Source organism: Halococcus sediminicola, from assembly GCF_000755245.1.
GTDB lineage: Archaea > Halobacteriota > Halobacteria > Halobacteriales > Halococcaceae > Halococcus > Halococcus sediminicola.
Map to the genome: position 1 here is coordinate 513,119 of NZ_BBMP01000022.1, position 21,921 is coordinate 535,039.

Annotated in this window: 24 protein-coding genes; 20 read left to right on the forward strand and 4 right to left on the reverse strand. The window is 65.3% G+C overall.

Annotated elements, in window-relative coordinates:
- Positions 1–3 precede the first annotated feature (3 nt).
- Genes ACP97_RS11775 through ACP97_RS11820 form a run of 10 tightly spaced genes read left to right on the forward strand, consistent with a single transcriptional unit; the run spans position 4 to position 11,116 of the window.
- The gene (locus tag ACP97_RS11775; protein WP_049998001.1) at positions 4–1,464 is read left to right on the forward strand and encodes an ABC transporter permease; all 1,461 of its coding nucleotides are present in this window, start codon (positions 4–6) and stop codon (positions 1,462–1,464) included.
- Entirely contained in the window at positions 1,461–2,690 is a 1,230-nt protein-coding gene (locus ACP97_RS11780; protein ID WP_049998002.1) for an ABC transporter ATP-binding protein, read from the forward strand. Before ACP97_RS11775 ends, ACP97_RS11780 begins: the two co-directional genes overlap by 4 nt.
- On the forward strand, positions 2,683–4,020 hold the full coding sequence (locus ACP97_RS11785) for an ABC transporter ATP-binding protein (RefSeq protein WP_049998003.1): 1,338 nt from the start codon (positions 2,683–2,685) through the stop codon (positions 4,018–4,020). Before ACP97_RS11780 ends, ACP97_RS11785 begins: the two co-directional genes overlap by 8 nt.
- Positions 4,020–4,436 carry a DUF7555 family protein gene (locus tag ACP97_RS11790; RefSeq protein ID WP_237561155.1) on the forward strand — a complete coding sequence of 139 codons (417 nt, stop codon included), beginning with the start codon at positions 4,020–4,022 and terminating at the stop codon, positions 4,434–4,436. Before ACP97_RS11785 ends, ACP97_RS11790 begins: the two co-directional genes overlap by 1 nt.
- A gap of 41 nt (positions 4,437–4,477) precedes the next feature.
- Positions 4,478–5,008, forward strand: coding sequence for a DUF7529 family protein (locus ACP97_RS11795; protein WP_049998005.1), 531 nt, complete (start codon positions 4,478–4,480; stop codon positions 5,006–5,008).
- A 47-nt stretch (positions 5,009–5,055) separates the two neighbouring features.
- Entirely contained in the window at positions 5,056–5,907 is an 852-nt protein-coding gene (locus tag ACP97_RS11800) for a CBS domain-containing protein (protein WP_049998006.1), read from the forward strand.
- The gene (glyS, locus tag ACP97_RS11805; RefSeq protein WP_049998007.1) at positions 5,900–7,645 is read left to right on the forward strand and encodes a glycine--tRNA ligase; all 1,746 of its coding nucleotides are present in this window, start codon (positions 5,900–5,902) and stop codon (positions 7,643–7,645) included. The genes ACP97_RS11800 and glyS overlap by 8 nt, the downstream gene beginning before the upstream one ends.
- The gene (locus ACP97_RS11810) at positions 7,645–8,208 is read left to right on the forward strand and encodes a diacylglycerol/polyprenol kinase family protein (RefSeq protein WP_049998008.1); all 564 of its coding nucleotides are present in this window, start codon (positions 7,645–7,647) and stop codon (positions 8,206–8,208) included. The genes glyS and ACP97_RS11810 overlap by 1 nt, the downstream gene beginning before the upstream one ends.
- A 57-nt stretch (positions 8,209–8,265) precedes the next feature.
- Positions 8,266–10,704 (forward strand): DEAD/DEAH box helicase, encoded by a 2,439-nt coding sequence (locus ACP97_RS11815; protein ID WP_049998009.1) that lies wholly within the window; start codon positions 8,266–8,268, stop codon positions 10,702–10,704.
- Positions 10,705–10,753: 49 nt separating this feature from the next.
- Complete coding sequence (locus tag ACP97_RS11820; RefSeq protein ID WP_049998010.1) at positions 10,754–11,116, forward strand: hypothetical protein; 363 nt, start codon at positions 10,754–10,756, stop codon at positions 11,114–11,116.
- A 7-nt stretch (positions 11,117–11,123) separates the two neighbouring features.
- Here ACP97_RS11820 and ACP97_RS11825 read toward each other — a convergent pair whose 3' ends face one another.
- Positions 11,124–11,750, reverse strand: a complete 627-nt coding sequence (locus tag ACP97_RS11825) for an Sjogren's syndrome/scleroderma autoantigen 1 family protein (RefSeq protein WP_049998011.1) — start codon at positions 11,748–11,750, stop codon at positions 11,124–11,126.
- Positions 11,751–12,214: 464 nt separating this feature from the next.
- Between ACP97_RS11825 and ACP97_RS11830 the strand changes: the two genes are divergently transcribed.
- The 9 genes from ACP97_RS11830 to ACP97_RS11870 all read left to right on the forward strand — a co-directional run bounded on the left by ACP97_RS11830 (position 12,215) and on the right by ACP97_RS11870 (position 17,715).
- A complete protein-coding gene (locus tag ACP97_RS11830; RefSeq protein ID WP_049998012.1) occupies positions 12,215–13,636 on the forward strand; it encodes a cytochrome ubiquinol oxidase subunit I in 1,422 nt (473 codons plus the stop codon).
- Positions 13,629–14,630, forward strand: coding sequence for a cytochrome d ubiquinol oxidase subunit II (gene cydB, locus ACP97_RS11835; RefSeq protein WP_049998013.1), 1,002 nt, complete (start codon positions 13,629–13,631; stop codon positions 14,628–14,630). Before ACP97_RS11830 ends, cydB begins: the two co-directional genes overlap by 8 nt.
- Positions 14,630–14,920 carry a hypothetical protein gene (locus tag ACP97_RS11840; protein ID WP_049998014.1) on the forward strand — a complete coding sequence of 97 codons (291 nt, stop codon included), beginning with the start codon at positions 14,630–14,632 and terminating at the stop codon, positions 14,918–14,920. The genes cydB and ACP97_RS11840 overlap by 1 nt, the downstream gene beginning before the upstream one ends.
- Positions 14,921–15,250 carry a hypothetical protein gene (locus ACP97_RS11845; RefSeq protein ID WP_049998015.1) on the forward strand — a complete coding sequence of 110 codons (330 nt, stop codon included), beginning with the start codon at positions 14,921–14,923 and terminating at the stop codon, positions 15,248–15,250. It abuts the gene before it with no gap.
- Entirely contained in the window at positions 15,247–16,158 is a 912-nt protein-coding gene (gene mdh, locus ACP97_RS11850) for a malate dehydrogenase (RefSeq protein ID WP_049998016.1), read from the forward strand. The genes ACP97_RS11845 and mdh overlap by 4 nt, the downstream gene beginning before the upstream one ends.
- A 37-nt stretch (positions 16,159–16,195) precedes the next feature.
- Positions 16,196–16,702 carry a DUF367 family protein gene (locus ACP97_RS11855; protein ID WP_049998017.1) on the forward strand — a complete coding sequence of 169 codons (507 nt, stop codon included), beginning with the start codon at positions 16,196–16,198 and terminating at the stop codon, positions 16,700–16,702.
- A gap of 55 nt (positions 16,703–16,757) precedes the next feature.
- Positions 16,758–16,907 carry a 50S ribosomal protein L40e gene (locus tag ACP97_RS11860; protein WP_049998018.1) on the forward strand — a complete coding sequence of 50 codons (150 nt, stop codon included), beginning with the start codon at positions 16,758–16,760 and terminating at the stop codon, positions 16,905–16,907.
- Between the two features lie 49 nt (positions 16,908–16,956).
- Entirely contained in the window at positions 16,957–17,376 is a 420-nt protein-coding gene (locus ACP97_RS11865; protein ID WP_049998019.1) for an iron-sulfur cluster assembly scaffold protein, read from the forward strand.
- 129 nt (positions 17,377–17,505) lie between these two features.
- Complete coding sequence (locus ACP97_RS11870; protein WP_049998020.1) at positions 17,506–17,715, forward strand: hypothetical protein; 210 nt, start codon at positions 17,506–17,508, stop codon at positions 17,713–17,715.
- On the opposite strand, the gene ACP97_RS11875 is transcribed toward ACP97_RS11870, so the two are convergent.
- The 3 genes from ACP97_RS11875 to ACP97_RS11885 all read right to left on the reverse strand — a co-directional run bounded on the left by ACP97_RS11875 (position 17,671) and on the right by ACP97_RS11885 (position 20,527).
- Entirely contained in the window at positions 17,671–18,945 is a 1,275-nt protein-coding gene (locus tag ACP97_RS11875; RefSeq protein ID WP_049998021.1) for an NRAMP family divalent metal transporter, read from the reverse strand. The genes ACP97_RS11870 and ACP97_RS11875 overlap by 45 nt on opposite strands.
- Before the next feature lie 257 nt (positions 18,946–19,202).
- Positions 19,203–19,973, reverse strand: a complete 771-nt coding sequence (locus tag ACP97_RS11880; protein ID WP_049998022.1) for a sulfite exporter TauE/SafE family protein — start codon at positions 19,971–19,973, stop codon at positions 19,203–19,205.
- A 68-nt stretch (positions 19,974–20,041) separates the two neighbouring features.
- A complete protein-coding gene (locus ACP97_RS11885; protein WP_237561156.1) occupies positions 20,042–20,527 on the reverse strand; it encodes a DUF7344 domain-containing protein in 486 nt (161 codons plus the stop codon).
- 526 nt (positions 20,528–21,053) lie between these two features.
- On the opposite strand from ACP97_RS11885, the gene ACP97_RS11890 reads away from it, so the two are divergent.
- Positions 21,054–21,728: a helix-turn-helix domain-containing protein gene (locus tag ACP97_RS11890; RefSeq protein WP_079977622.1), complete on the forward strand. Its 675-nt coding sequence runs from the start codon at positions 21,054–21,056 to the stop codon at positions 21,726–21,728.
- The last annotated feature ends 193 nt before the right edge of the window (positions 21,729–21,921 follow it).

Here is a 21,921-nt window from a genome sequence, read left to right on the forward strand (position 1 = left end):
TCCATGAGTGACACACCTACCGACGAAGAAGTACCGCTCCGACAACGCATCGCGGCGAACCCGCGCCCGGCGCTGCGGTGGCTGGCGGGTGCGGCCGTGCTGCTCGCCGTCGAGTTCGGTGCGTTCGTCGGTGTCATCATCCAGCTCGTGCTGACGGTGGTGCGCCTCCTCCCCTCGAATCCCGGTGCGGCCGCGCTCGCCAGCGCCGGCGAGGCCGCCGAGGCGATCCCGACGCTGCTCACGCGGAACCTCATCCCGAACCAGGGCTATCAGGACGCCGGCGGCGAGTGGATCGGCACGTTCCTCGGGCTTGAGCCGGCGTACGCGTGGCTCCTGCGGGTCGTGCTCATCTACGCCTACGCGTTCGCGTGGCTCGGCTGGTTCTGGGTGGGCTATCGCTGGTTCCGCGACAGCTACCGGTACGCCGACTGGACGCCCCGCGACGACGTGGTCGACCGACTGCGCTCCCATCGCTGGGGTCAGTTCGGATTCCTGCTCGTCCTCACGTTCTTCATCATGGCGCTGTTCGCGCCGGCGCTCGGCCCGACGACTGTCGATTCGAACATTCAGAACCCCTACACCCACTACACGAAGTACTACGACGACGAACTCGAGTCGGTCCAGAACGTGACTGTGGGAACGGCGAACCTCGGTTCGACCTCGCAGGGGGCCGGCGGCGAGAACGTCGGGCCGTGGAGCTACGACGACTACGACCGGTTCCATCCGTTCGGCACGCTGACGGATGGCAAGGACCTCTTTACGTTCATGGCCGCGGGTGCGCGCATCTCGCTGATGATCGGCCTCGTCTCGCTGACGGCTGCTGGCTTCGTCGCCACCGCGCTCGCCATGCTGACGGCCTACTACAAGGGTCTCGCCGACCTCGCGGCGGTCATCACGAGCGACTCGATCCAGGCACTTCCCGTTCTCTTGGTGTTGATCCTCGCCTCGGCGGTCTTCGGAGACACGTGGCTCGCGAACCTCTACAACGGGGCGGTAATGCTGATCCTGATCTTCTCGCTGACGTACTGGCCCTTCTTCTGGCGGGCGCTGCGCGGGCCGGCGCTCCAGATCTCCGAACAGGAGTGGATCGACGCCGCAAAGAGTTTCGGGCAGCGGCCACGAACCATCATGCAGAAACACATGCTTCCCTACGTCGTCGGCTACCTGCTCATCTACGCGTCGCTGACGCTCGGCGGCATCATCATCGCCGTCGCCGGACTGTCGTATCTCGGTCTCGGTATCACGCCCCCGACGCCCGAATGGGGACGGGCGATCTCCTCGGGTCAGCCCTACGTGGCGACCGCCTCGTGGCACATCTCGCTGATCCCCGGCATCATGATCACGCTCATCGTGGTCGGGTTCAACGCCTTCGGTGACGGCATCCGCGACGCGCTCGACCCACAGAGCGAGGGTGGCGAGGAGACCGGTGGCGAGGCCGCCGTCGCCGGAGGTGGTGGCGCGTGAGCACGCAAGTTCCGCGCGAGCGCACCGCCGGGCGGACCGTACTCTCCGTCGAGAACCTCAGAACGGCCTTCTTCACCGACAAGGAGACCATCCGTGCGGTCGACGGCGTGAGCTTCGACGTCCGGGAGGGCGAGACGGTCGGTATCGTCGGCGAGAGCGGGTCGGGAAAGAGCGTCACTGCCCGTTCGATCATGGGCCTCATCAAGTCACCGGGGCGCATCCTCGACGGGAACATTCGCTTTCGCGACCGCGACGTCGTCGACCGGCTGGCTGGCTCCAACCGGAAGCGAACGGCCGACGTCGCCGGTCTCTCCGAGGACGAACGCGACCGCGCCGTCGACGACGATGACTTCGTCTTCGTCGACGAGTGGGACGGCGACGATCCCGCCGACGGCTACGTCGACGTCACGCGGATGCCGAAATCCGCGCTCAGAACGCTCCGTGGCAACGGTATCGCCATGATCTTCCAGGACCCACTGAGTTCGCTCAACCCCGTCTACACCGTGGGCAACCAGATCAAGGAGGCGCTCCGCCTCCATCAGGGGCTCCGAGGGCAGAAAGCGACTGAGGAGGCCATCAACCTGCTCGAAGCCGTCTCGATTCCCGACGCCAAGCGCCGCGTCACGGAGTATCCCCACCAGTTCTCGGGCGGAATGCGCCAGCGCGCGGTGATCGCGATGGCGCTGGCCTGCGAGCCCGAACTGCTCATCTGCGACGAACCGACGACCGCACTCGACGTGACGATTCAGGCTCAGATCCTCGAACTGCTGTCGGATATTCAGGAAGAACGCGGGCTGTCGATCGTCTTCATCACCCACGACATGGGTGTGATGGCCGAGATCGCCGACCGGCTCAACGTGATGTACGCCGGCGAGATCGTCGAGACCGCGCCCGTCGAGGAGGTGTTCGCGGACCCGAAACACCCCTATACGCAGGGGCTGCTCGAATCGATCCCGGGTCGCCATCCTGGCGAGGAGCGTCTGCGAACGATCGAAGGCGACGTCCCGACGCCGAACGAACCTGCGACGTACTGTCGGTTCGCGCCGCGATGTCCCGAGGCCTTCGCCGAGTGCGAGAGCGTCCATCCCGTGTCGGTGCCGGTCGACGAGGGCGCGGCCGATCACACCGCCGCCTGTCTGCTCTATCCCGACGACGAGAGCCGGGAGGGGGCCGTCGAGACCCACCGTCGGCGCGGCGAGGACAGCGAGGAGGCCGTCAATGAGTGAAACCATTCAGCGCCAGGAAGGAAAATCGAGCGGCGAGACGCTGGTCGACGTCGAGAACCTGAAGACCTACTACGAGGGCGGTGGGTTGTTGAACGACGAACCCGTGAAGGCCGTCGACGACGTGAGCCTCAGCATCGAGCGCGGCGAGACGCTCGGCCTCGTGGGTGAATCCGGCTGCGGGAAGACCACGCTCGGCCGGACGCTCGTCCAGTTGGAGACGGCGACCGCCGGCACGGTCGAATTCGATGGGACCGACGTCACACAGCTCTCGGGCAGCGAGCTGAAAAACTGGCGACGGAACGCCCAGATCGTCTTCCAGGACCCCGAATCCAGTCTCAACGACCGGATGACCGTCGGCGAGATCGTCCGCGAACCGCTCGACGTTCACGACTGGAAGAGTCCACCCGAACGCCGCGAGCGCGTGCGCGAACTGCTCGAAACCGTCGGCCTGCGCGAGGAACACTACTACCGCTATCCCCACCAGTTCTCGGGCGGCCAGCGCCAGCGCGTCGGCATCGCGCGGGCGCTCGCGCTCTCGCCGGAGTTCATCGTGCTCGACGAACCGGTGAGCGCGCTTGACGTCTCCGTGCAGGCGAAGATCCTGAATCTCCTGGAAGACCTGCAAAACGAGTTCGGGCTGACCTACCTGTTCATCGCCCACGACCTCTCGGTGGTGCGTCACATCTGTGACCGAGTGGCGGTGATGTACTTGGGGAATATCATGGAGATCGGACCGAGCGAGGAACTGTTCGACGACCCGGCGAACCCCTACACGCACGCGCTGCTGTCGGCGATTCCCGAGGCGAACCCCGGCAGCGACACACAGCGCATCACCCTCAGAGGGACGCCGCCAAGCCCGCGAGACCCGCCGACGGGCTGTCCGTTCAGCACGCGCTGTCCGGCGAAGATCCGGCCCGAGAAGTATCGCGATACCGACGACGAACTCTGGGAGCGCATCGAGGTCTTTCGGGAAGTTCTACGCGAGCGCGACCGTGCCGACCGCTCGCTCTCCGAGCGGGCGCGCGCACTGCTCGGCATGGACACCCGCTTTTCGGACGTCGGCGAGATGCACGAGGAACTGTTCGGCGACGTGCGGGTGCCGGAGGAGGTCCAGCGCCACCTCGACGACGTCGAGGAGCGCCTGCGCGACAACGACGAGGCGGGCGCGATCGACCGCTTGCGCGAGGAGTTCGGCAGCGAGTGTGACACGGAGATGCCCGACCACCACGAAGTGAGCGAAGCCGGGCGGGCGAGTCTCTGTCACCGGCACACGGACGACCACGAGGAGCCGAGTGAGTTCTTCGCCCACACGGTCTTCGGCGAGCAGTGATGGCCGGCCAGCCGCGACCGGCGGCGTTCCGTCTGCGGCAGGCGCTCGACGCGCTGGTGTACGCCATCGCGTTCGTGACCGTCTTCGTCGCGCTCGCGGCGGTCGTGAGCTTTCTCGTGGGTGGTGGCTGGGTCGGCGTGAAGTTCGCGCTGTTTTTCGTCGGCTTCTTCCTGTTCGGGCTGTCGGCGTTCCAGTTGCGGCCGACGCCGCCGTGGAAGAAGGACGAAAACGATACATCGGACGGCGAGCGCGACGAGACGCGCTTTCAGGCGGCCGTCCAGCGACTGCCGCCGCTCGGACGGTACGGTCTCGCGCCCGACGACCGACTCTCGCCGGCGGCGAAACTGTTCGTCGCGAGCGTGGCCGTCCTGCTGGTATCGTTCGTGATGGAGGCGGGCTTCGGCATCGTCGCCTGAGCGGGCAACAGGCTTTACACGCCGCGCTCGAAAGCGCGGGTATGCCAGAGACGAGCGAGACGACCGACCGCGACGACCCACTCGTCGGCCGTGCCGACGGTCTCAAGGAGGCGTGGGCAGCGACGCTCGACGACATGGACGCCCTCGCTGCCGAGTACGACGGAGAGGGCTGGGAGACACTCACCATCCCGGCCGGTCACACCGCGACCGAAGCGCCGGAAAGCGGCGATGAGGGGCGCTTCGGGCTGGTCTACGTGATTCCCGACAACTACGCCGAGGAGTTCTCGGCGGCGTTCGACGGCGGCGAGTTCCCGCGCTACGACGTCTTCCGCAACGAATCGCAGGGACAGGTGTTTCTGGTGACGTTGCTCGCCGACCCCGCAACCGAGACGGCGGTGTTCGTCGCCGGCGGGTTCGAGCGCCGCGGTTCGCGCCCGCTGATGGGGGCCGCTCGCGACGCCGGCGCGATGTACACCCATCTCCAGACGCTCGACGGGACGCGGTTGGGCTCGTTCGAACACGACGACCCCGAGAAATTCTTCCCGGCGACCGATTACGACGCCGTCAGGTAGCCCGCGAAGTGGAAGGACTTTGTAGGTGGGCGGCCCACTGACCCATCATGAACGTCGCCGACGCGATGACGTCGCGCGAGTCGCTCGTTACGGTTTCGCTGCCCGGGACCCGCGACGACGCGCTCGAATACCTCCAGGAGCGCCAGTTCTCCTCGATACCCGTCGTGAAAGGCGAGGGAGACGGCGAGGAGTTCCGGGGACTCGTCTCGCGCCGAACACTCATCGAACGGCCCGACGAGGACCAGCTCGCCCTGCTGGTCGAGGACGGACCGACGACGACGTCGGATACCGCCATCGAGGCGCTCGCCGCGACGATGGTCGCCGAGGGCGCACGCCGTGTCCCCGTGGTCGACGGGCAGCTAGAGGGTATCGTCACCATCACCGACGTGGTGCGGGCGATCGCGGAGGGCAACGTCGCCGGCGACACGCAGGTCGGCGACCTCGCCTCTCGAACCGTGAACGCCGTCTACGCCGGGACGCCGCTGCCGGTCGCCGAGCGCGAACTCTCACACTCGGACGTCCCCTACGCCGTCGTGCTCGACGACGACGGCGAGATGTGTGGCGTACTCACCGAGGCCGACATCCTCGACGTGGCACGGGTCGTCGAGGGCGAGGCACGGACCGGCGACTCCATCGCCGGCCAGGACGACGACTGGATGTGGGAGGGGATCAAGGCCGTCGGCAACCGGTACTTCCCGACGCGAAACGTCGAGATTCCCACCGAACCGGTCCGCGAGTTCATGACCGCGGATGTCGTGAGCGTCGGCACCACACGGACCGCACGGGAGGCCGCGCGGGCGATGATCACGAACGACATCGAACAGATCCCGCTCGTCAGCGGGAGCGAACTCATCGGCGTGGTCCGGGACGTCAACCTGCTGGAGGCGCTCGATGGCTGATGCGACTACCGGTGCGGACGCCGCAACGCTCGCCGAACTCGCCAAACGCCGTGGCTTCTTCTTCCCCGCGAACGACGCCTATGGGGGAGCCAGCGGTTTCTATACCTACGGGCCGGAAGGCGCGGCGCTGAAGCGCAACCTCGAAGCGAGCTGGCGCGAGCGGTTCGTCACCCGCGAGGACAACATGGAGATCTCCTCGCCGACGGTCACGCCGGAACCGGTCTTCGAGGCGTCGGGCCATCTCGACGGCTTCGACGACATGATCCTCGAATGTCCCGAGTGCGGCGCGAACCATCGGGCCGACCACCTCGTCGAGGACAATACGGAAATCGAGGAAGCCGAAAGTCTGGGAACCGAACACATCGCCGAACTCGTCGCCGAACACGAGATCGCCTGCCCGTCGTGTGGGACTGAACTGGCCGGCGAGCCCGTCGAGGCGTTCAACCTGATGTTCGAGACGACGATCGGGCCGGGTTCGTCCTCGCCGGGCTATCTGCGGCCCGAAACGGCTCAAGGGATCTTCGTCGAGTTCCCCCGGCTGGCCGAGTACGCGCGCAACCAGCTCCCGTTCGGCGTCGCCCAGATCGGCCACGGCTACCGCAACGAGATCAGCCCTCGGCGCTCGCTCATCCGCGTCCGTGAGTTCACGATGGCCGAACTCGAACAGTTCGTCGATCCCGAGAGCGACGCACCACCCATCGAGCGCGTCGAAGACGTCACGCTGCCGCTCTACTCGGCGGCCGCACAGGATTCAGGGGGGAGTATCGAGCACATGACCGTCGCCGAGGCCCTCGAGGAAGACGTCGTCGCGAGCGAGTGGATCGCCTACTATCTCGGTATCGCGAGGGTGTGGTACGAGTCGGTCGGCGTCGACATGGACCGGTTCAGATACCGCCAGCACCTGCCCGACGAACTCTCCCATTACGCGAGCGATTGCTGGGACGCCGAGGCCGAACTCGACGGCAACTGGATCGAGATCACCGGCTTCGCGGATCGCGGGGCCTACGACCTCTCGAAACACGACGCCTACTCCGACGAGGCGTTCTCGGTGTTCAAGCCGTACGACGAGCCAAAGACCGTCGAGCGCCCCTCGGTCGAGCCCGACATGAGCTATCTGGGGCCGGAGTTCGGCGCGGACGCTGGCGACGTGGCCGAGGAACTCGCCGCGCTGGCAGAGCGGGAGCCGTCGGCGTTCGACGGCGAGGAAGTGGTGATCGAACTCGATGGCGAGCACTACACTGTGCCGACTGAGGAGACCGGGTTTGCAGTACGAACGGAGACCATCACCGGCGAGCACGTCACGCCGCACGTCATCGAGCCCTCGTTCGGTATGGGTCGGGTGCTCTACACCGTCCTGGTCCACAGCTATCGCGAGGACGAAGTCGAGGGCGAACCCCGGAGCTATCTCGCCCTCCCTTCGGAGCTCGCACCGACGTTCGTCGGCGTGTTCCCGCTGATGGACAAAGATGGACTCGGTGAACGCGCCCACGAAATCGCCGCCGACCTACGCGCGGCCGGCTTCGCGGTGGAGTACGACGATTCGGGCAACATCGGGCGGCGCTACCGCCGTCAGGACGAGGTCGGGACGCCCTACTGCGTCACCGTCGATTACGAATCGCTCGACGAGGGGACGGTGACGGTGCGCGAGCGAGACTCCACAGCACAACGGCGTATCGCGATCGACGAGCTGCCCGCTCGGCTCGCGGCGCTGCGGGCGGGCGAGTCGCTCGTCGACTGATGGGCGAACTCAAGCGCCGGGCCGTCCACGCCAGCGGCACGGCGCTGCCGGCGGCGTATCTCCTCGACCTGATCACCTACGAGCAGCTGCGCTTGCTGCTCGTCGCCGGGTCGGTCGTCGTTTGCTGTCTCGAAGCCGTGCGCCTGTTCGTGGGTCTCGACTGGCGGCTCTACGACGAACTCACCCGCGAGTACGAACAGGACAACCTCGCGGGCTACGCGCTCTACACCTTCAGCGGCACCGCCGTCGCGCTCGTCTTCCGACCGTCGATCGCCATCCCTGCGATCTTGATGTTGACGATCGCCGACCCGCTCAGCGGTCTCTTGGGATCCGGCGAACTCCAAAGCATGAAGGAGCTGTCGGTGCTCGCGGCCACCTTCCTCGTCTGCCTTCTCATTGCGATTCCGTTCGTCGCCCTCGTTCCTGCGGTCTGCGGCGCGCTCGCCGCGACGCTCGCCGACGGCGTCAAACCTGTCGTCCGAGGCTACGTCATCGACGACAACCTCACGATCCCGATTGCGGCGGCGCTCGCGATGGCCCTCGTCCCCGCCGTCGGCCTCTGATGACAGTTTCACTCCGGCATACGAGCGCTTAACACCGAGGACGCACAATCCGGCTCAATGGCGACCACCGGTGAGGAGTACGTCGAGCGCCCGCTCGTCGAACCGGGCGTGCTCGAACGCCGGCGCTACCAGGCCGAACTCGCCGGCGAGGCCGCGAGCGGGCACACGCTCGTCTGTTTGCCGACCGGGCTCGGGAAAACCACGGTGAGCCTGCTCGTGACCGCCAAGCGCCTCCACGAGCAGGGTGGAACGTCGCTGCTGCTCGCACCGACGAAACCCTTGGTCACTCAGCACGCCGAGTTCTATCGCGATGCGCTCACGATCCCCGACGACGAGATCGTGGTGTTCACCGGCGAGGTCAGCCCCGACGACAGACAGGAACTGTTCGAGCGCGCGCGGGTGGTCATCGCCACCCCGCAGGTCGTCGAGAACGACCTCATCGGCGGCCGCATCGACCTCTCCAATACTACGCATCTCACGTTCGACGAGTGCCACCGCGCGTCGGGCAACTACGCCTACAACTACATCGCCGAGCGCTATCACGCCGACGCCGAGCGCCCACTCGTCACGGGGATGAGCGCCTCGCCGGGTGGCGACGAGGAGGCGATCCAGTCCGTCTGTGAGAATCTGGGCCTCTCGAACGTCACGGTGATGACCGAGACGGACGCCGACGTGGTCGACTACACCCACGACACGAGCGTCGAGTGGGAGCGCGTGACGCTGCCCGACGAGATCCTCGCCATCCGGGATTCGCTCGTCGCAGTCATCGAAGAACGACTGGAGAAACTGAAGGAACTCGGCGTGACGCGCGCGACGAGTGCGGACATCTCCCAGCGTGACCTCAATCGGATACGGGGCGAACTCCAGCAGCTCATCGACAACGACCAGTCGGAGGGCTACGAGGGGATGAGCATCCACGCCGAGGTGATGAAGCTCCGGCGGGCGGTGACGCTCGCCGAAACCCAGAGCGTCGAGTCCCTCAGACGGTATTTCGAGCGCCAGCGCAACGCAGCGCGCTCGTCGGGTGCGTCGAAGGCGAGCCAGCGGTTCGTCTCCGAGGCCAAAGTGAGAGAAGCGATGGAGCAGGCGGAGACGTACGACGACCTCCACCCGAAGTTCCGCCGGGCGCGGATCCTGCTCGCCCAGTGTCTCGGTATCGAGGGTGGCGAGCGGGTCATCGTTTTCACCGAGTCGCGGGATACCGCCGAAACCCTCACCGAGTTCCTGGGCGCACACTTCGAGACCCGGAAGTTCGTCGGCCAGGGCGACAAGGAGGGGTCGGATGGGATGACCCAAAACGAACAGCAGGAGACCCTCGACGCGTTTCGCGCCGGGGAGTTCGAGGTGCTGGTCTCGACGTCGGTCGCCGAGGAGGGGCTCGACGTGCCCGAGGTCGATCTGGTGCTCTTTTACGAGCCAGTTCCGACGGCCATCCGCTCGATCCAGCGCAAGGGTCGAACCGGTCGCCAGACCGAGGGCCGAGTGATGGTGCTGCTCGCCGAGGACACCCGTGACGAGGCGTACTTCTGGAAATCGCGCCACGAGCAGTCGAGAATGACCGACGAACTCCAAAGCCTGAAAGGTGCTGCCCAAACCATCGAGTCGGACCTCGCCCAGCAGGGTCTCGATGCGTTCGAGGATGAGGATACGTCCGGGAGCGGTGCGACGGCCGGCGACGGCGGTCAGTCGGGGCTGTCGTCGTTCGCCATGCCCACCGAAACCGACCCGAAGGTCGACACGACCGACGCCGACGAGACCAACACGGACCCCGTCGACGACTCGGACTCCGATGGCGACGAGGCTGAAGAAGGTATCGTGGCGACCGCGGCCAGCGACGAGGGCGTCGAGATCGTCGTCGACCAGCGCGAACTCGATTCGTCCATCGCCCGCGATCTCTCCACACGGGAGAACTGCGAGACGCGCCTCGAAACGCTCGCCGTGGGCGATTACGTGCTCTCGGATCGAGTCGTCGTCGAGCGCAAATCCGTGAGCGACTTCCTCGATACGCTTACCGGGGGTGACCGCTCGATATTCGAGCAGGTCGGCGACGCGGCACGCCACTACGCTCGTCCTGTGGTTCTCATCGAGGGCGACGATCTCTACGGCGAGCGCAACGTCCATCCGAACGCCATCCGGGGCGCGCTCGCCTCGCTGGCCGTGGATTTCGGCGCGAGCGTCCTCAGAACCACCGACGAGTCCGACACGGCCGACCTCCTGCACGTGATCGCGGGCCGCGAGCAGGAGATGGCCGACCGCGAGGTCAGCGTCCACGGCGAGAAGGGGGCCAAAACGCTCGACGAACAGCAGGAGTACGTCGTGAGCGCGATCGCGGACATCGGGCCGGTGACCGCGCGTGCCCTCTTGGAGGCGTTCGGCAGCGTCGAGGGCGTGATGATAGCCAACGAAGAGGACTTACGGGAGGTATCGGGCGTCGGCGAAGTGACTGCCGAGCGCGTTCGTGAGGTCGTCGGCAGCGACTACGATCCCGATTCGTGATCGTCGGCGACAGCTTTTTGGATCGAGGAACCAACCTCTCGATACGGGTATGCGCCGTGGCTCACGCTGGCTCGGCTATTTCATCCTGCTGTTGGGGTTCGGACTGTCCACGCTCGTCGGATTCAGTACGCTCGACGCGCTGGTCTCGGTCGGACTACTGGTTCTCGTCGGGCTGCTGTTCGTTCTCGCCGGTTTCGAGACGCCTCTCACGAAGCGATTCGGCTGGCACCGGATTTTCGGCCTCGGCTTCTTCCTGATGGGGCTGTACCAACTCACGAACCTCTCGTTCGGTACTGACGGGATGCTCTACGCCGCTGCCACCCTCTCGCTGGCCGGACTGTTCGCGTTCATGGGTTTCGACATCGCTCGCGGCGGGTCACATTTCGATGTCGACCCTGACGAGACGGTCTGATCGACCGCTACTTTCGCGCGGTCCGCACGGCGTCGAGCGCCTCGGCGGCCTCGTGGGCGGCGGCGAGGTGTTCGCGCGTCCGCCCGAGGTCGTCGAGTTCCTCGGCCGCACTCGACAGTTCGCGGAGCGTGCGCGCAAGCGACGCTTCGGTCGCTGCGAGGTCGTCCGCTCCGCTCGTGGGGCGGGCCGTCTCCGATTGCGGCTTGCGTGCGTTTTTCGTGTCGCCAGTCCGGGTCGGAGATGCACGCCGGTCCCGTGTCGGCTCCGCGCTCTGACCTTCGACCGTATTCCGTGGGGGCTGTGTGTTCTCGTTCGGTTGTGTGGGTTGCTCGGCGGCGGTTTGCTGGCCCTCGGTGCTCGCAGGCGCTGGTTCGCCACTCGCCGGTGTGTCACCCTCGATGGCCGCTTGCTCTTCGGTCGCGCCGTCGGTTGCGGTCCGCTGGCAGGTCGGGCAGAACGTCTGACCGTCGTAGCGAAAGAGCGGGTTGCCACAGCTATCGCAGTGGGTGTCGGTCATCGTCGCGCCCTGCAAGAGGAGTTCGCTCATCTGCTCGGTGGTCTCGCGCTTTTCCTCGTCCTCGGCGAAGCGCTCGCGGAGTTTCTCGCGTTCGGCTTCCTTGTCGAAGTCGCTCATACGTGGTCAAGACGTCGCGCTTCAAAAAGGACTGTGGGTGTGGCCGTAGCGGTTCCGGTGCGGCCGCGGTCCGGGGTGCAGTAGGCGGTATCGAACAACGGTGACCCTCGTTCCGAACGACCTCTCGCCTCACGGCCTCCATGACGGTATCGACAAATGCCCAACATCGCCTCTGTCGATGCCATCCGTCACCGCCTAGGGAATATCGTCTCCGATCCACTAGCTCGAACGGAGTCTCCTATCACCACCGAGTCAACATATACCACCAATAGATTCGCATTCATCAACATTAACACCCTGCGAGCGGTAGCACCAAACTATGTCGAACCAACGGGATGTTCACATCCCCTGGCAATGCTCGAACACCGCCGTCGAAGGCTTCCCTCGGCCGAAAACCGGACGTGAAATCGCTCGCCAGTCGGGGTCGGCAGTGATCGCCATCCACGTTTCCGGGTGTGTTCTCCGTGGTTGACCTAGTCATCGCCAGCCGGTTGCAGTTCGCGCTCACCACCATCGTCCACATCATCTTCCCGGTGATGAGCATGGGCCTCGCACCCTTTCTCGTCTACTTCACGTGGAAAGAGATCCGTTCTGGAACGGCGATCTACGAGCAACTCCGGCGGTTCTGGACGCGGATCTTCGCCGTGAGCTTCGCCGTCGGCACGGTCACGGGACTCGTCCTCGAATTCGAGTTCGGCACCAACTTCGCGGCCTTCTCGACGGTCGCCGGCGAACTGTTCGGCGGCCCGCTCGCGCTTGAAGGCATGATGGCGTTCATGCTCGAAGCCACCTTCCTCGGCGTTTTCGTCTTCGGCCGCGAGCGCGTCTCGGACCGGCTGTATTTCGTTTCGAGCGTCGCGGTCGGTCTCGGCACGTGGCTGTCGGCGACGTGGATCCTGATCGCCAACGCGTGGATGCAGACCCCGCGCGGGTTCGAGATGGTCACGAAGAACGGCCAGTCCATCGTCAACCTTACCGATCCCATTGCAGCGTACCTCAATCCACGATTTCCGTGGATGTTCGTCCACATGCAGAACGCCGCCGTCGAGTCCGTCGCGCTCTTGATGGCGGGCATCGGGGCGTACTACGTCTTCCGCCATCACGTGTGGGACAACCCCGTCCAACATCCCGAGTTCTGGGAGAAGACGCTCAAGATCGCGCTCGTCGTCCTCATCGTTACGGCCCCGCTGCAGGCGATTCAGGGCGACGCCTACGGCCGCCACGTCGCCGAGACCCAGCCACAGAAGTTCGCCGCGATGGAGGCGGTCTGGGAGACCGAATCCTACGTTCCCGAATACATCGTTGCCGTCCCGACGAACGTCGAGGACCTGTTCAACCCACGAGCGAAGGAGCTGTTCGGCATCGGTATCCCCGGGATGGCGTCGTGGCTCGCCAGCGGCGGCGACGCGGAGGCGACGATACGCGGGCTGGATTCTTTTTCGACGGAAGCGCCGCCCGTCGCCATCGTCTTCTGGGCCTTTCGCATCATGGTCGCGCTCGGCTTCTGGTTCATCCTACTGGCGTTCTGGGGCGGGTATCGCTGGTGGCGCGGGGAACTCCTCGAAGACGACCTGCTCCACAAGGCGCTGATGGCGTCGTCGCTGCTCGGCTTCCTCGCCGTCGAAGTCGGCTGGATCGTCACCGAGGTCGGTCGCCAGCCGTGGGTCATCCAGGGGGTGATGCGGACCAGCGAGAGCGTCTCGCCGGGTCTGACGGGTGCCGAAGCGACCTTCACGCTTGCCGGCTTCGCCACCGGGTACGTGCTACTGCTGGTGCTATACACCTACGTCGTCGTCCGCCTCGTCAGGGCCGGACCGCCGGCACGCGACGAACTCGATGCGGTCGATCAGCCCTCTCCAAATGAGGCGGTGAGCACCGATGATTGAGCCCGCGTCGCTTGCGAGCGAACCGCTGTTCGGATTGCCGCTCGCCGAGCTGTGGTTCGGTCTCGTCTTCTTCATCTTCGCCATGTTCCTCTTTCTTGACGGGTTCGATTTCGGCGTCGGTATCCTGTTTGCGACTCGCGACGATACGGCGGAAAAGGAGCAGTTGTTGAGCGCCATCGGCCCGTTCTGGGACGGCAACGAGGTCTGGTTGGTCGTCTTCGGCGGGGCGCTGTTCGCGGCGTTTCCCTCGGTCTACGCGAACCTGTTCAGCCGGTACTACCTGCTGATGTTTGCGATTCTCGCCGCGCTGGGACTGCGGGGACTCGCCCCCGAGATGTACGAACAGCGCGAGGACGCGACGTGGAAAGTCTGGTGGGGGCGGGCGTTCGTCGTCGGGAGCCTCACGACGCCGTTCTTGCTCGGCCTGTTCGCGGCGAACTGGCTGCTCGGCGCGACGGCGCTCGTCACGCTTCCCGGAATCGTCGTCGGGCTTGCGCTCGTCGCGCTCACCGTCGTCGACGGGGTTGCGTTCCTGCGGCTGAAAACGCGCGGCGAGTTGCGCGAGGACCTCCGTACCGACGGCTACCGCGCCCTCGCCATCTATCTCGCCCTCGTCGTGGTGGCGCTCGGCTATCTTTACGCGACGACGCCAGTGCTGCGGCCGGGGCTGCTCTCGCCGCTCGTCGTCGGATTAGTGGTGGCGACGCTCGTCCTCGCCGGTGGCTACGCGGTGGCGACCGCCCGTGACCGCCACCATCCCGCGTTCGCGGCGGCGGCGGGACTCGTCTTCACGCTGGTGAGCATCGTCGCTGGACTAATGTATCCCGTCATAGACAGGGCGGGCGGTCTCACCGTCGAGGCAGCCATCGTCTCGCCGCTCCCGCTCAACGTCATGTCGATCGGCGCTGCGCTCCTGCTGCCGCTGATTTTCACCTACTTTGGGGTGCTCTATTCGGTGTTCAGTGGGCCAATCGAGACCGGTGAGTCATACTGATGGATCGTGACACGTGGTCGAGCGGCGACAACGATGCTCGACGTGCCGGTTCGACCGACGACTGGGTGCCCGATGGACGAGCCAAACCGGGGCTGCTTTCGCGGGTGCTCGTGACCTGGATCGAACTCACCATCGTGGGGATCACCGGTGGACTGCTCGGAGTGACCGTCGGCGGGCCGTTGGGATTCATTATCTCTCTCGTGACGACGTTGCTTACCGTCGCCATCATCTTCTACAACGTGAACGAACTCGTCAAGAACTGGTTGCGTGCAACGCAGCAAAACCCCTGAGTGAGTGAACGTACCGAGAGTATCGCCCAATGGCTGGTCGACGGCAAAACGACGGAATCGGTCGTGTCCGTCCCACGTATCTATCGGTTTCATAGCGCAGGACGGCGTGACGACGAGCACCGCACCGACGCGATGGGGCCGGTGACGAGGCCCGACGCCGGAAATCCCATCGTCGTACGCGGATCCCAACGGCGGGTATTCGTCCGCTCGCCGAAAGCCCCCGCCAGCCTCCTCGACGATCTCATCGGCACGATGTCCGGAACTAAACAGATGAAGATGCGGGTTTCGAAGCGCTTTAGCCCGCGCCGCGAGTCGGTCATGGTGGTATGACAAAAGTGAGCGTGGTCGGTGCGGCGGGCACGGTGGGGGCGGCCGCAGGCTACAACATCGCGCTGCGTGGCGTGGCCGACGAGATCGTCTTCGTCGACATCCCCGACCAAGAGGACACGACCGTGGGACAGGCCGCCGACGCCAATCACGGCGTGGCCTACGACACGAATACAACTGTGCGACAGGGCACCTACGAGGACACGGCAGGCTCGGACGTGGTGGTCATCACCGCCGGCATCCCGCGCCAACCCGGCCAGAGCCGGCTCGATCTCGGCGAGGACAACGCACCCATCATGGAGGACATCGGCGACTCGCTCGCCGAGCACAACGACGAGTTCGTCTCCATCACGACCTCGAACCCGATGGATCTGCTGAATCGCCACCTCTACGAGATCGGCGACCGCCCGCGCGAGCACGTCATCGGCTTCGGCGGCCGACTCGATTCGGCGCGATTCCGCTACGTGCTCGCCGAACGCTTCGACACGGAGGTCACGAACGTGGAGGCCACGATTTTGGGCGAGCACGGCGACGCCCAGGTGCCCGCGTTCTCGAAGGTCCGCATCGACGGCGAGGACCCCGACTTCTCGGACGACGAGCGCACGGACATCCTCGAAAACCTGCAAGAGAGCGCGATGAACGTCATCGAGCGCAAGGGCGCGACCCAGTGGGGCCCGGCGACCGGCGTCGGTCACATGGTCGAGGCCGTCGTCCGAGACACCGGCACGGTGCTCCCGGCCTCGATCCCGCTCGACGGCGAATACGGCCACGAGGGCGTGAGCATCGGTGTGCCCGTCAAACTCACGAGCGACGGTGCGGAAGTCGTCGACTGGACGCTCTCGGAGTACGAGCGCGAACAGCTCGGGCAGGCCGCCGACAAGCTCGAAGAGCAGTACGACGCGATCCGGTAGTCCGGGCGCTTTTGCTGTCGCGTTGCGTACCGTCGCCGTGGAGCTGCACGTCCGCTACGAGGGCGACGACGACCCCGACAAATGCACCGCCCGCAAGCTCGCCCGATTCGACCTCGCCGCCCTCCATCGCTCGGCCCGCGAGACGCCGCCTGGCGTGGTGTTGAATCCCCACGCCGAGCACGCGCTCTCGCCGGCCGACCGTGATGCGAATGCCAAGCCCGAACGGCTCGTCGCGCTCGATTGCTCGTGGGAGACCGCCGAAGACGAGCAGTTCTCGCTCGACGGGCCACACAGGGCGCTGCCGTTTCTGGTCGCAGCCAACCCCGTGAACTACGGCACGCCGTTTCAGCTGACGACCGTCGAGGCGCTCGCGGGCGCGCTCTGTATCCTCGGCGAGCGCCCGCAGGCCGAGACACTCCTCTCGAAGTTCCGCTGGGGCCATACGTTTCTCGAACTCAACGACGAACCGCTGCGGCGCTACGCCGACTGTGCCGATTCGAGCGGCGTGGTCGCTGTCCAGGAGGAGTATCTCGCCGCCGAATAGTCCTACTCCCACTCACTTCGGAAACGCTTAACCCCGCCGACCCGTTGCGGGCGATATGGCCAGATTCGAGAAAGCGGAAGCGCGCATCCTCGAGAAGACGATCTGTATGCGCTGTAACGCCCGCAACCCCTCCAGAGCGGACAGCTGTCGGAAATGTGGCTACAAGAACCTCCGCCGGAAAGCCCGCGAGCGCCGCAGCGCCTGAGAGGGCTGCCCGGAATCCTTTTGGGTCGCACACGTCTATTCAACCCATCATGAGCATGGGTTCGGACATGTACCGCCAGCAGATCCTCGATCACTACAAGAATCCCCGCAACTACGGCGAACTCGACGACCCCACCTTCAGCCACGTCGGCGAGAACCCGATGTGTGGCGACGAGATCACCGTCGACGTCGAACTCGACGACGACGGCGAAACCATCGAGTACGCGGCCTTCCACGGCGACGGCTGTGCCATCAGTCAGGCGAGCGCGAGCATGCTCACGGGCGAACTCCAGGGCATGACCCTCGACGAACTCGACGAACTGGACCGCGACGACGTCATCGACCTCCTGGGGGTGGACATCAGTCCGATGCGAGTGAAGTGCGCCGTGCTCGTCGAGATGGTCGCCCAGGACGGCGCGGCCATCTATCGTGGCGAGAAGACCAGTATCGAGAAGACTCGAACCGAGTAGGCTTTCGCCACGACGAATCGGCGACGACCGCGACCGCGATCGCATGGCAGCCTGTTTCTCCATCACTAAGCTCGTGGCCAGAACGTTGAAGAGAGTACGGTCGATAGAGGGCCGACACCCAACGGAACGATGCTCGGAAACAATCGGCAGGACCGGGACGAACCGGCGGATGTCGAGCACTCACGGCGACGGCGACTCGTCCGACGGGCGCTCGCCCGTCTCGACGAGCCGATGATCGACTCCTCGTTCGCGCTCTCGCGGACGGGAACACGCTCCTCGCCGTCCGAACGGCGATTAGAGGCCGCCGGAGACGAGCGCATCGAAGACGCCCGGCAGTGACGTCGCCGCCGAGACGATGGCCAGTACCACCAGTGCCGCATTCAGCGCCGAGAGCGTCCGCGTGTTGCGGTGTTCGCCCATCACGTCGGAATCGTTGACCGCCCAGAAGAGGAAGACGGCCGTGATGGGCAGGCCGACGATGGCGTTGTAGGCCGGAAAGAGCAGGATCATGTCGATGATGCCGAGGCCAAAGAACATCGTGATGAGCGGCGAGAGGCCGCTGATCGTGACCAGCACGGCATAGATGGCCTTGAAACTCCGGTTGGCCGAATCAGCCTCCTTCCCGCGGGCGTGCTGGACGAGGTACGAGGGCGTCCACATGATGGGGATGATGCTGTTGAACGCCGCCGCGACCGCACCAACCAGAAAGACGGTGCGTGCCCACTCGCCGAGTACCTCGCCGAGCGCGAGTCCCGGCGTGAGGAACGTTTCGAGTTCGGTGTAGCCCGCCGGTCGGAGCACGGCCGCCGCGAGTACGAGGATGGTGATCGTCGTCACGCCGCCGACGGCGTAGCCGATGGAGAGGTCGCGGCGCATCGGCGCGACGTCCGAAATCCCGGTCCAGCCCTTCTCGGCGACGAGATTGGATTCGAGGAAGAAGTTCGGCCAGAGCGCGGTCGTGCCGAGGATCGACGCCACGAGCGTGAGCGCACCGACGTTCGGCACGCTCGGGACGAACCCGGTGGCGATCGCCGACAGCGGCGGCGCGGTCGTGCCGGTGACGGCGAGATACACCACCAACAGTCCGATCATCATCGCGGTCATTAGCTGCTCGATACCCTCGTAGTTCAGGACGCCGACGACGACGGCCGCCAACCCCGACAGGAAGGCCAGCGGCATCCAGCCGACCGCGCCGCCGAGCAGGAGCGAGAGTCCTTTGCCGACCGCGGCGGTCAGCTCGAACGCCCACAGCAGACAGCCACTCGATAGGACGACCGCGAGCACCATCGCCAGCCGCCCGCCGACCTTCCGCCTGACGAACTCCATCAGCGGCTCGCCGAAGATGCCGAGCCGGGCGCTCATGTCCTGGGCCATGAACCCGAGCAGCGCCGCGCCGACGACCGCCCAGAGGAGTGCGTAGCCGAAGCGGACGCCCGCCGAACTGGCGATGAAGATCGACCCGGAGCCGAAGTAGCTGGCGACCATCACGAACGCCAGCCCGTACTGTTGGAAGAATCCCGATGCCGTGTCACGCAGCCGTTCTCGATACGAAGTGGTGGTCCCTGACATGTGCTATCGATGGAAATTCGCTCTCGACCTCGCGGTTGATCCGTCGTTCTCGGCGTTCGAAACACACGGCCCGCGAGGCATCCCGACAATAATCCGATACACTTGCCGTTCACCTAAGACCATCGCTTGCAGATGCGCCACGTCACCCGTTCTCACGGCATGTGTGACCCGTTTCGAGCCGGTTCGATGCTCATTCGTAACAGGAATCGATCACGTCGATGCGGGTATCAAACGGCCGTCGGCCGACGTCGCGCCGGCTACAGGGCGAGGTAGGGGGCCACGACGAGGAGGACGAGGGCGAGCAGCGCTTTGAGCCGTTCGGGGTCGACGCGGTGGGCGAGCAACCAGCCGACGACGACGCCGGCGAACAGCGGGACGCCGACGACGGCGGCGAGCGAGAGCGAGACTGCACCCTGCGAGAGGTAGCCGAGCGCCGCGAACGCGGCGATGAAGACGGACTGGACCTGTGCGATACCGACCGCGAGCAACATCGGCGTGCCGATGACGACCAGCGCCGGCACCGCGATGACCGGCCCGCCGACGCCGAGCAGGCCGCTGAACGCACCGAGGGCGAATCCAAGGATTGCGTAGCCGACTGCTCCCGAGCGCGTCGTGGGGTCGAGCGTCACTATCGCGTCGAGCGCTCGCCGCTCGCGGTAGAGGATGAGCAGTCCGGTGAACCCGGCGAGCACGCCGAGCAGCAGGCCGAACAGGTCCCGCGAGACGAACCCGTTGAGCCACGCGCCGAACAGCGCCCCGCCGACGCTCCCCAGCGAAAGCAGCCCGGTCGGCCGCGCGCTCGCACGCGTGAGTTCGCCCGAGCGGACGTAGGCCAGCGCGGCGATGAGTCCGGTCGCGATGAACAGTAGCTGAGCCGTTCCGGCGATGGTCGCCGAGGGGAGCGGCGTCAGCGCGTACAGCGCGATCGTCAGGAAGATACCGCCGGGGCCGATGGCGGAGATACCGATACCGGAGCCGAAGGCGACGACGACGAGCGCGGCCACGACTGTGGCGTTCGAGACGACCATCTGGACGACTATCCCGGTAGAACGCGGGCAAGGACGGAGATATACCTGTTCGTTCGCGGTCGCGGGGACTACCGCCCGAAGCGCTGATAGAGCATCGAGAGGGCGAACACGGCCAGGAACCCGACCGCCCAGACCGCAGTCGAGACCGCCGCGAACGCCGGCAGTCCGGCCTCGGCGAGCGCCAGCACGAGCAGGGCGACGATGCCGACCGTCCGATAGTACGTCGCCCACGTGACCTCCTGTTCGGCGGTGACCTCCATGTAGAGGTCGAACTGTTCGGCCGGTTCGAGCAATCGGATCCGCTTGCGGTCGCGGTCGTAGGCGAGCACGCCCAATCTATCGAGTTTCGGGAGATGTGTCTGATGGAGGGAGTTGTAGACGCTTTCGCGGATGTTCCGCGGCGGCGGTGATTCGCCGGTCTCTCGGTGGGCGATCTCCTCGGACAGTTCCCGTAACGATACCGCTCCCTCGAAGTCGTCGAGGTAGTTCAACGTGTGAACACGCCGCTCGTTGCGCAGTACGTCGTGAATCTCGTGTTCGTGTATGGATTCCATCTGTGGCGGTTTCATGGTGCGAGGTAGGGGAATGGCTGTCTCTCGCCACGTGAATGGTGCGTGCGATACCCGATAGCATATGTCCATGACGTCCCAACGCCATTATGTCGGCAGTATTAAATATCTTCGCTACTATCACGAAAACATCCGCGAATTCATCGAAACTAGTCGTTAATCCAACACTCGGTGTCGCGGGTTGACGGACCGACACCGGCCCGAGACGGCGAACCCTGCCCATGATGTTTTCTAACTGATGGATGTTGATATTACGATGTCAGCAAAATTGTCTTACTGACGGTCAGACGAATCGACAGACGGAACGTGTTTCACGAGATTAACTAATGAGATGACAAAAGCATACTGTTATTTCCTTGACTATCCTGTCCGTCTCCGTAGTGAAAACACAACGGTGGTTGGAAATGATACATGTGTTTCACCCAAGAGGGCATGAACGGCGACGAACCGGCACGACGAGCGGTTTTCATCGGTACGTGACGACCGCCGACCGGTTCGGGAGGGGCGGCGAATGAGCATCGTCGCTGAGTATCAGGTCGATCGCCCGGACTACGCGAGCGTGCTCGACGAGTTCCCGGGGATGCGCCTGACCGTCGAAGGAATGACCACGGCCGACTGCGAGACGGTTGCGGTCGTGTTCTGTGCAACGGGGGCAGATTTTGACGCCTTCGAGACCGCACTCGGGCGAACGGACGAACCTACCGACGTCGAGACGTGGGGCGAACCGACCGAGGGTCGGAAGCTCTATCGGATGCACCTGCCGGTCGAAGCGACGGACTACCGTGTCTGGGCCGAGCACGGCGGCGTGTTGCTCGACTGTACGCTCGACGGCGAGGGGATGGTCGTGCGGATGCGCTTTCCCGACCGGGAGGCGCTCGTCGGCTACCGCCGCCACTGTCGGGAGCGCGGCTGCTCGTTCGAACTCCGCGAACTCGTGACCACGGACGGGCAACCGGCGGAGCACGACGCACTCACGCCGCCACAGCGCGCGCTGCTCACCGCGGCGGTCGGGGGCGGCTACTTCGAGATCCCGCGCGAGATGACGATGAACGACCTCGCCACGCAGTTCGGCATCTCCGATCAGGCCGCCTCCGAGCGGCTGCGCCGCGCCCTCTCGAACACGCTCGGCGACGCCACGCTCGACCGCACGCCGGACACCCGCGCCGTGGCCCCCGGTAGCCTGTAACTGCCCCGACAGCCGCCCGCTCTCCGCAAAATCGCTCTCGATTCACTCAGTCGCATCGCTGTCGGACGAGAACGAACGAATGGCACGTGGGGATGGCACGGTGGTTGGAAAGGGCCATCCCGGTGCCACTCAGTCGTTATAACCCACCCTATAAGAGTGTTTGTTACGATTCGAGTGAACCAATCACGAGTCG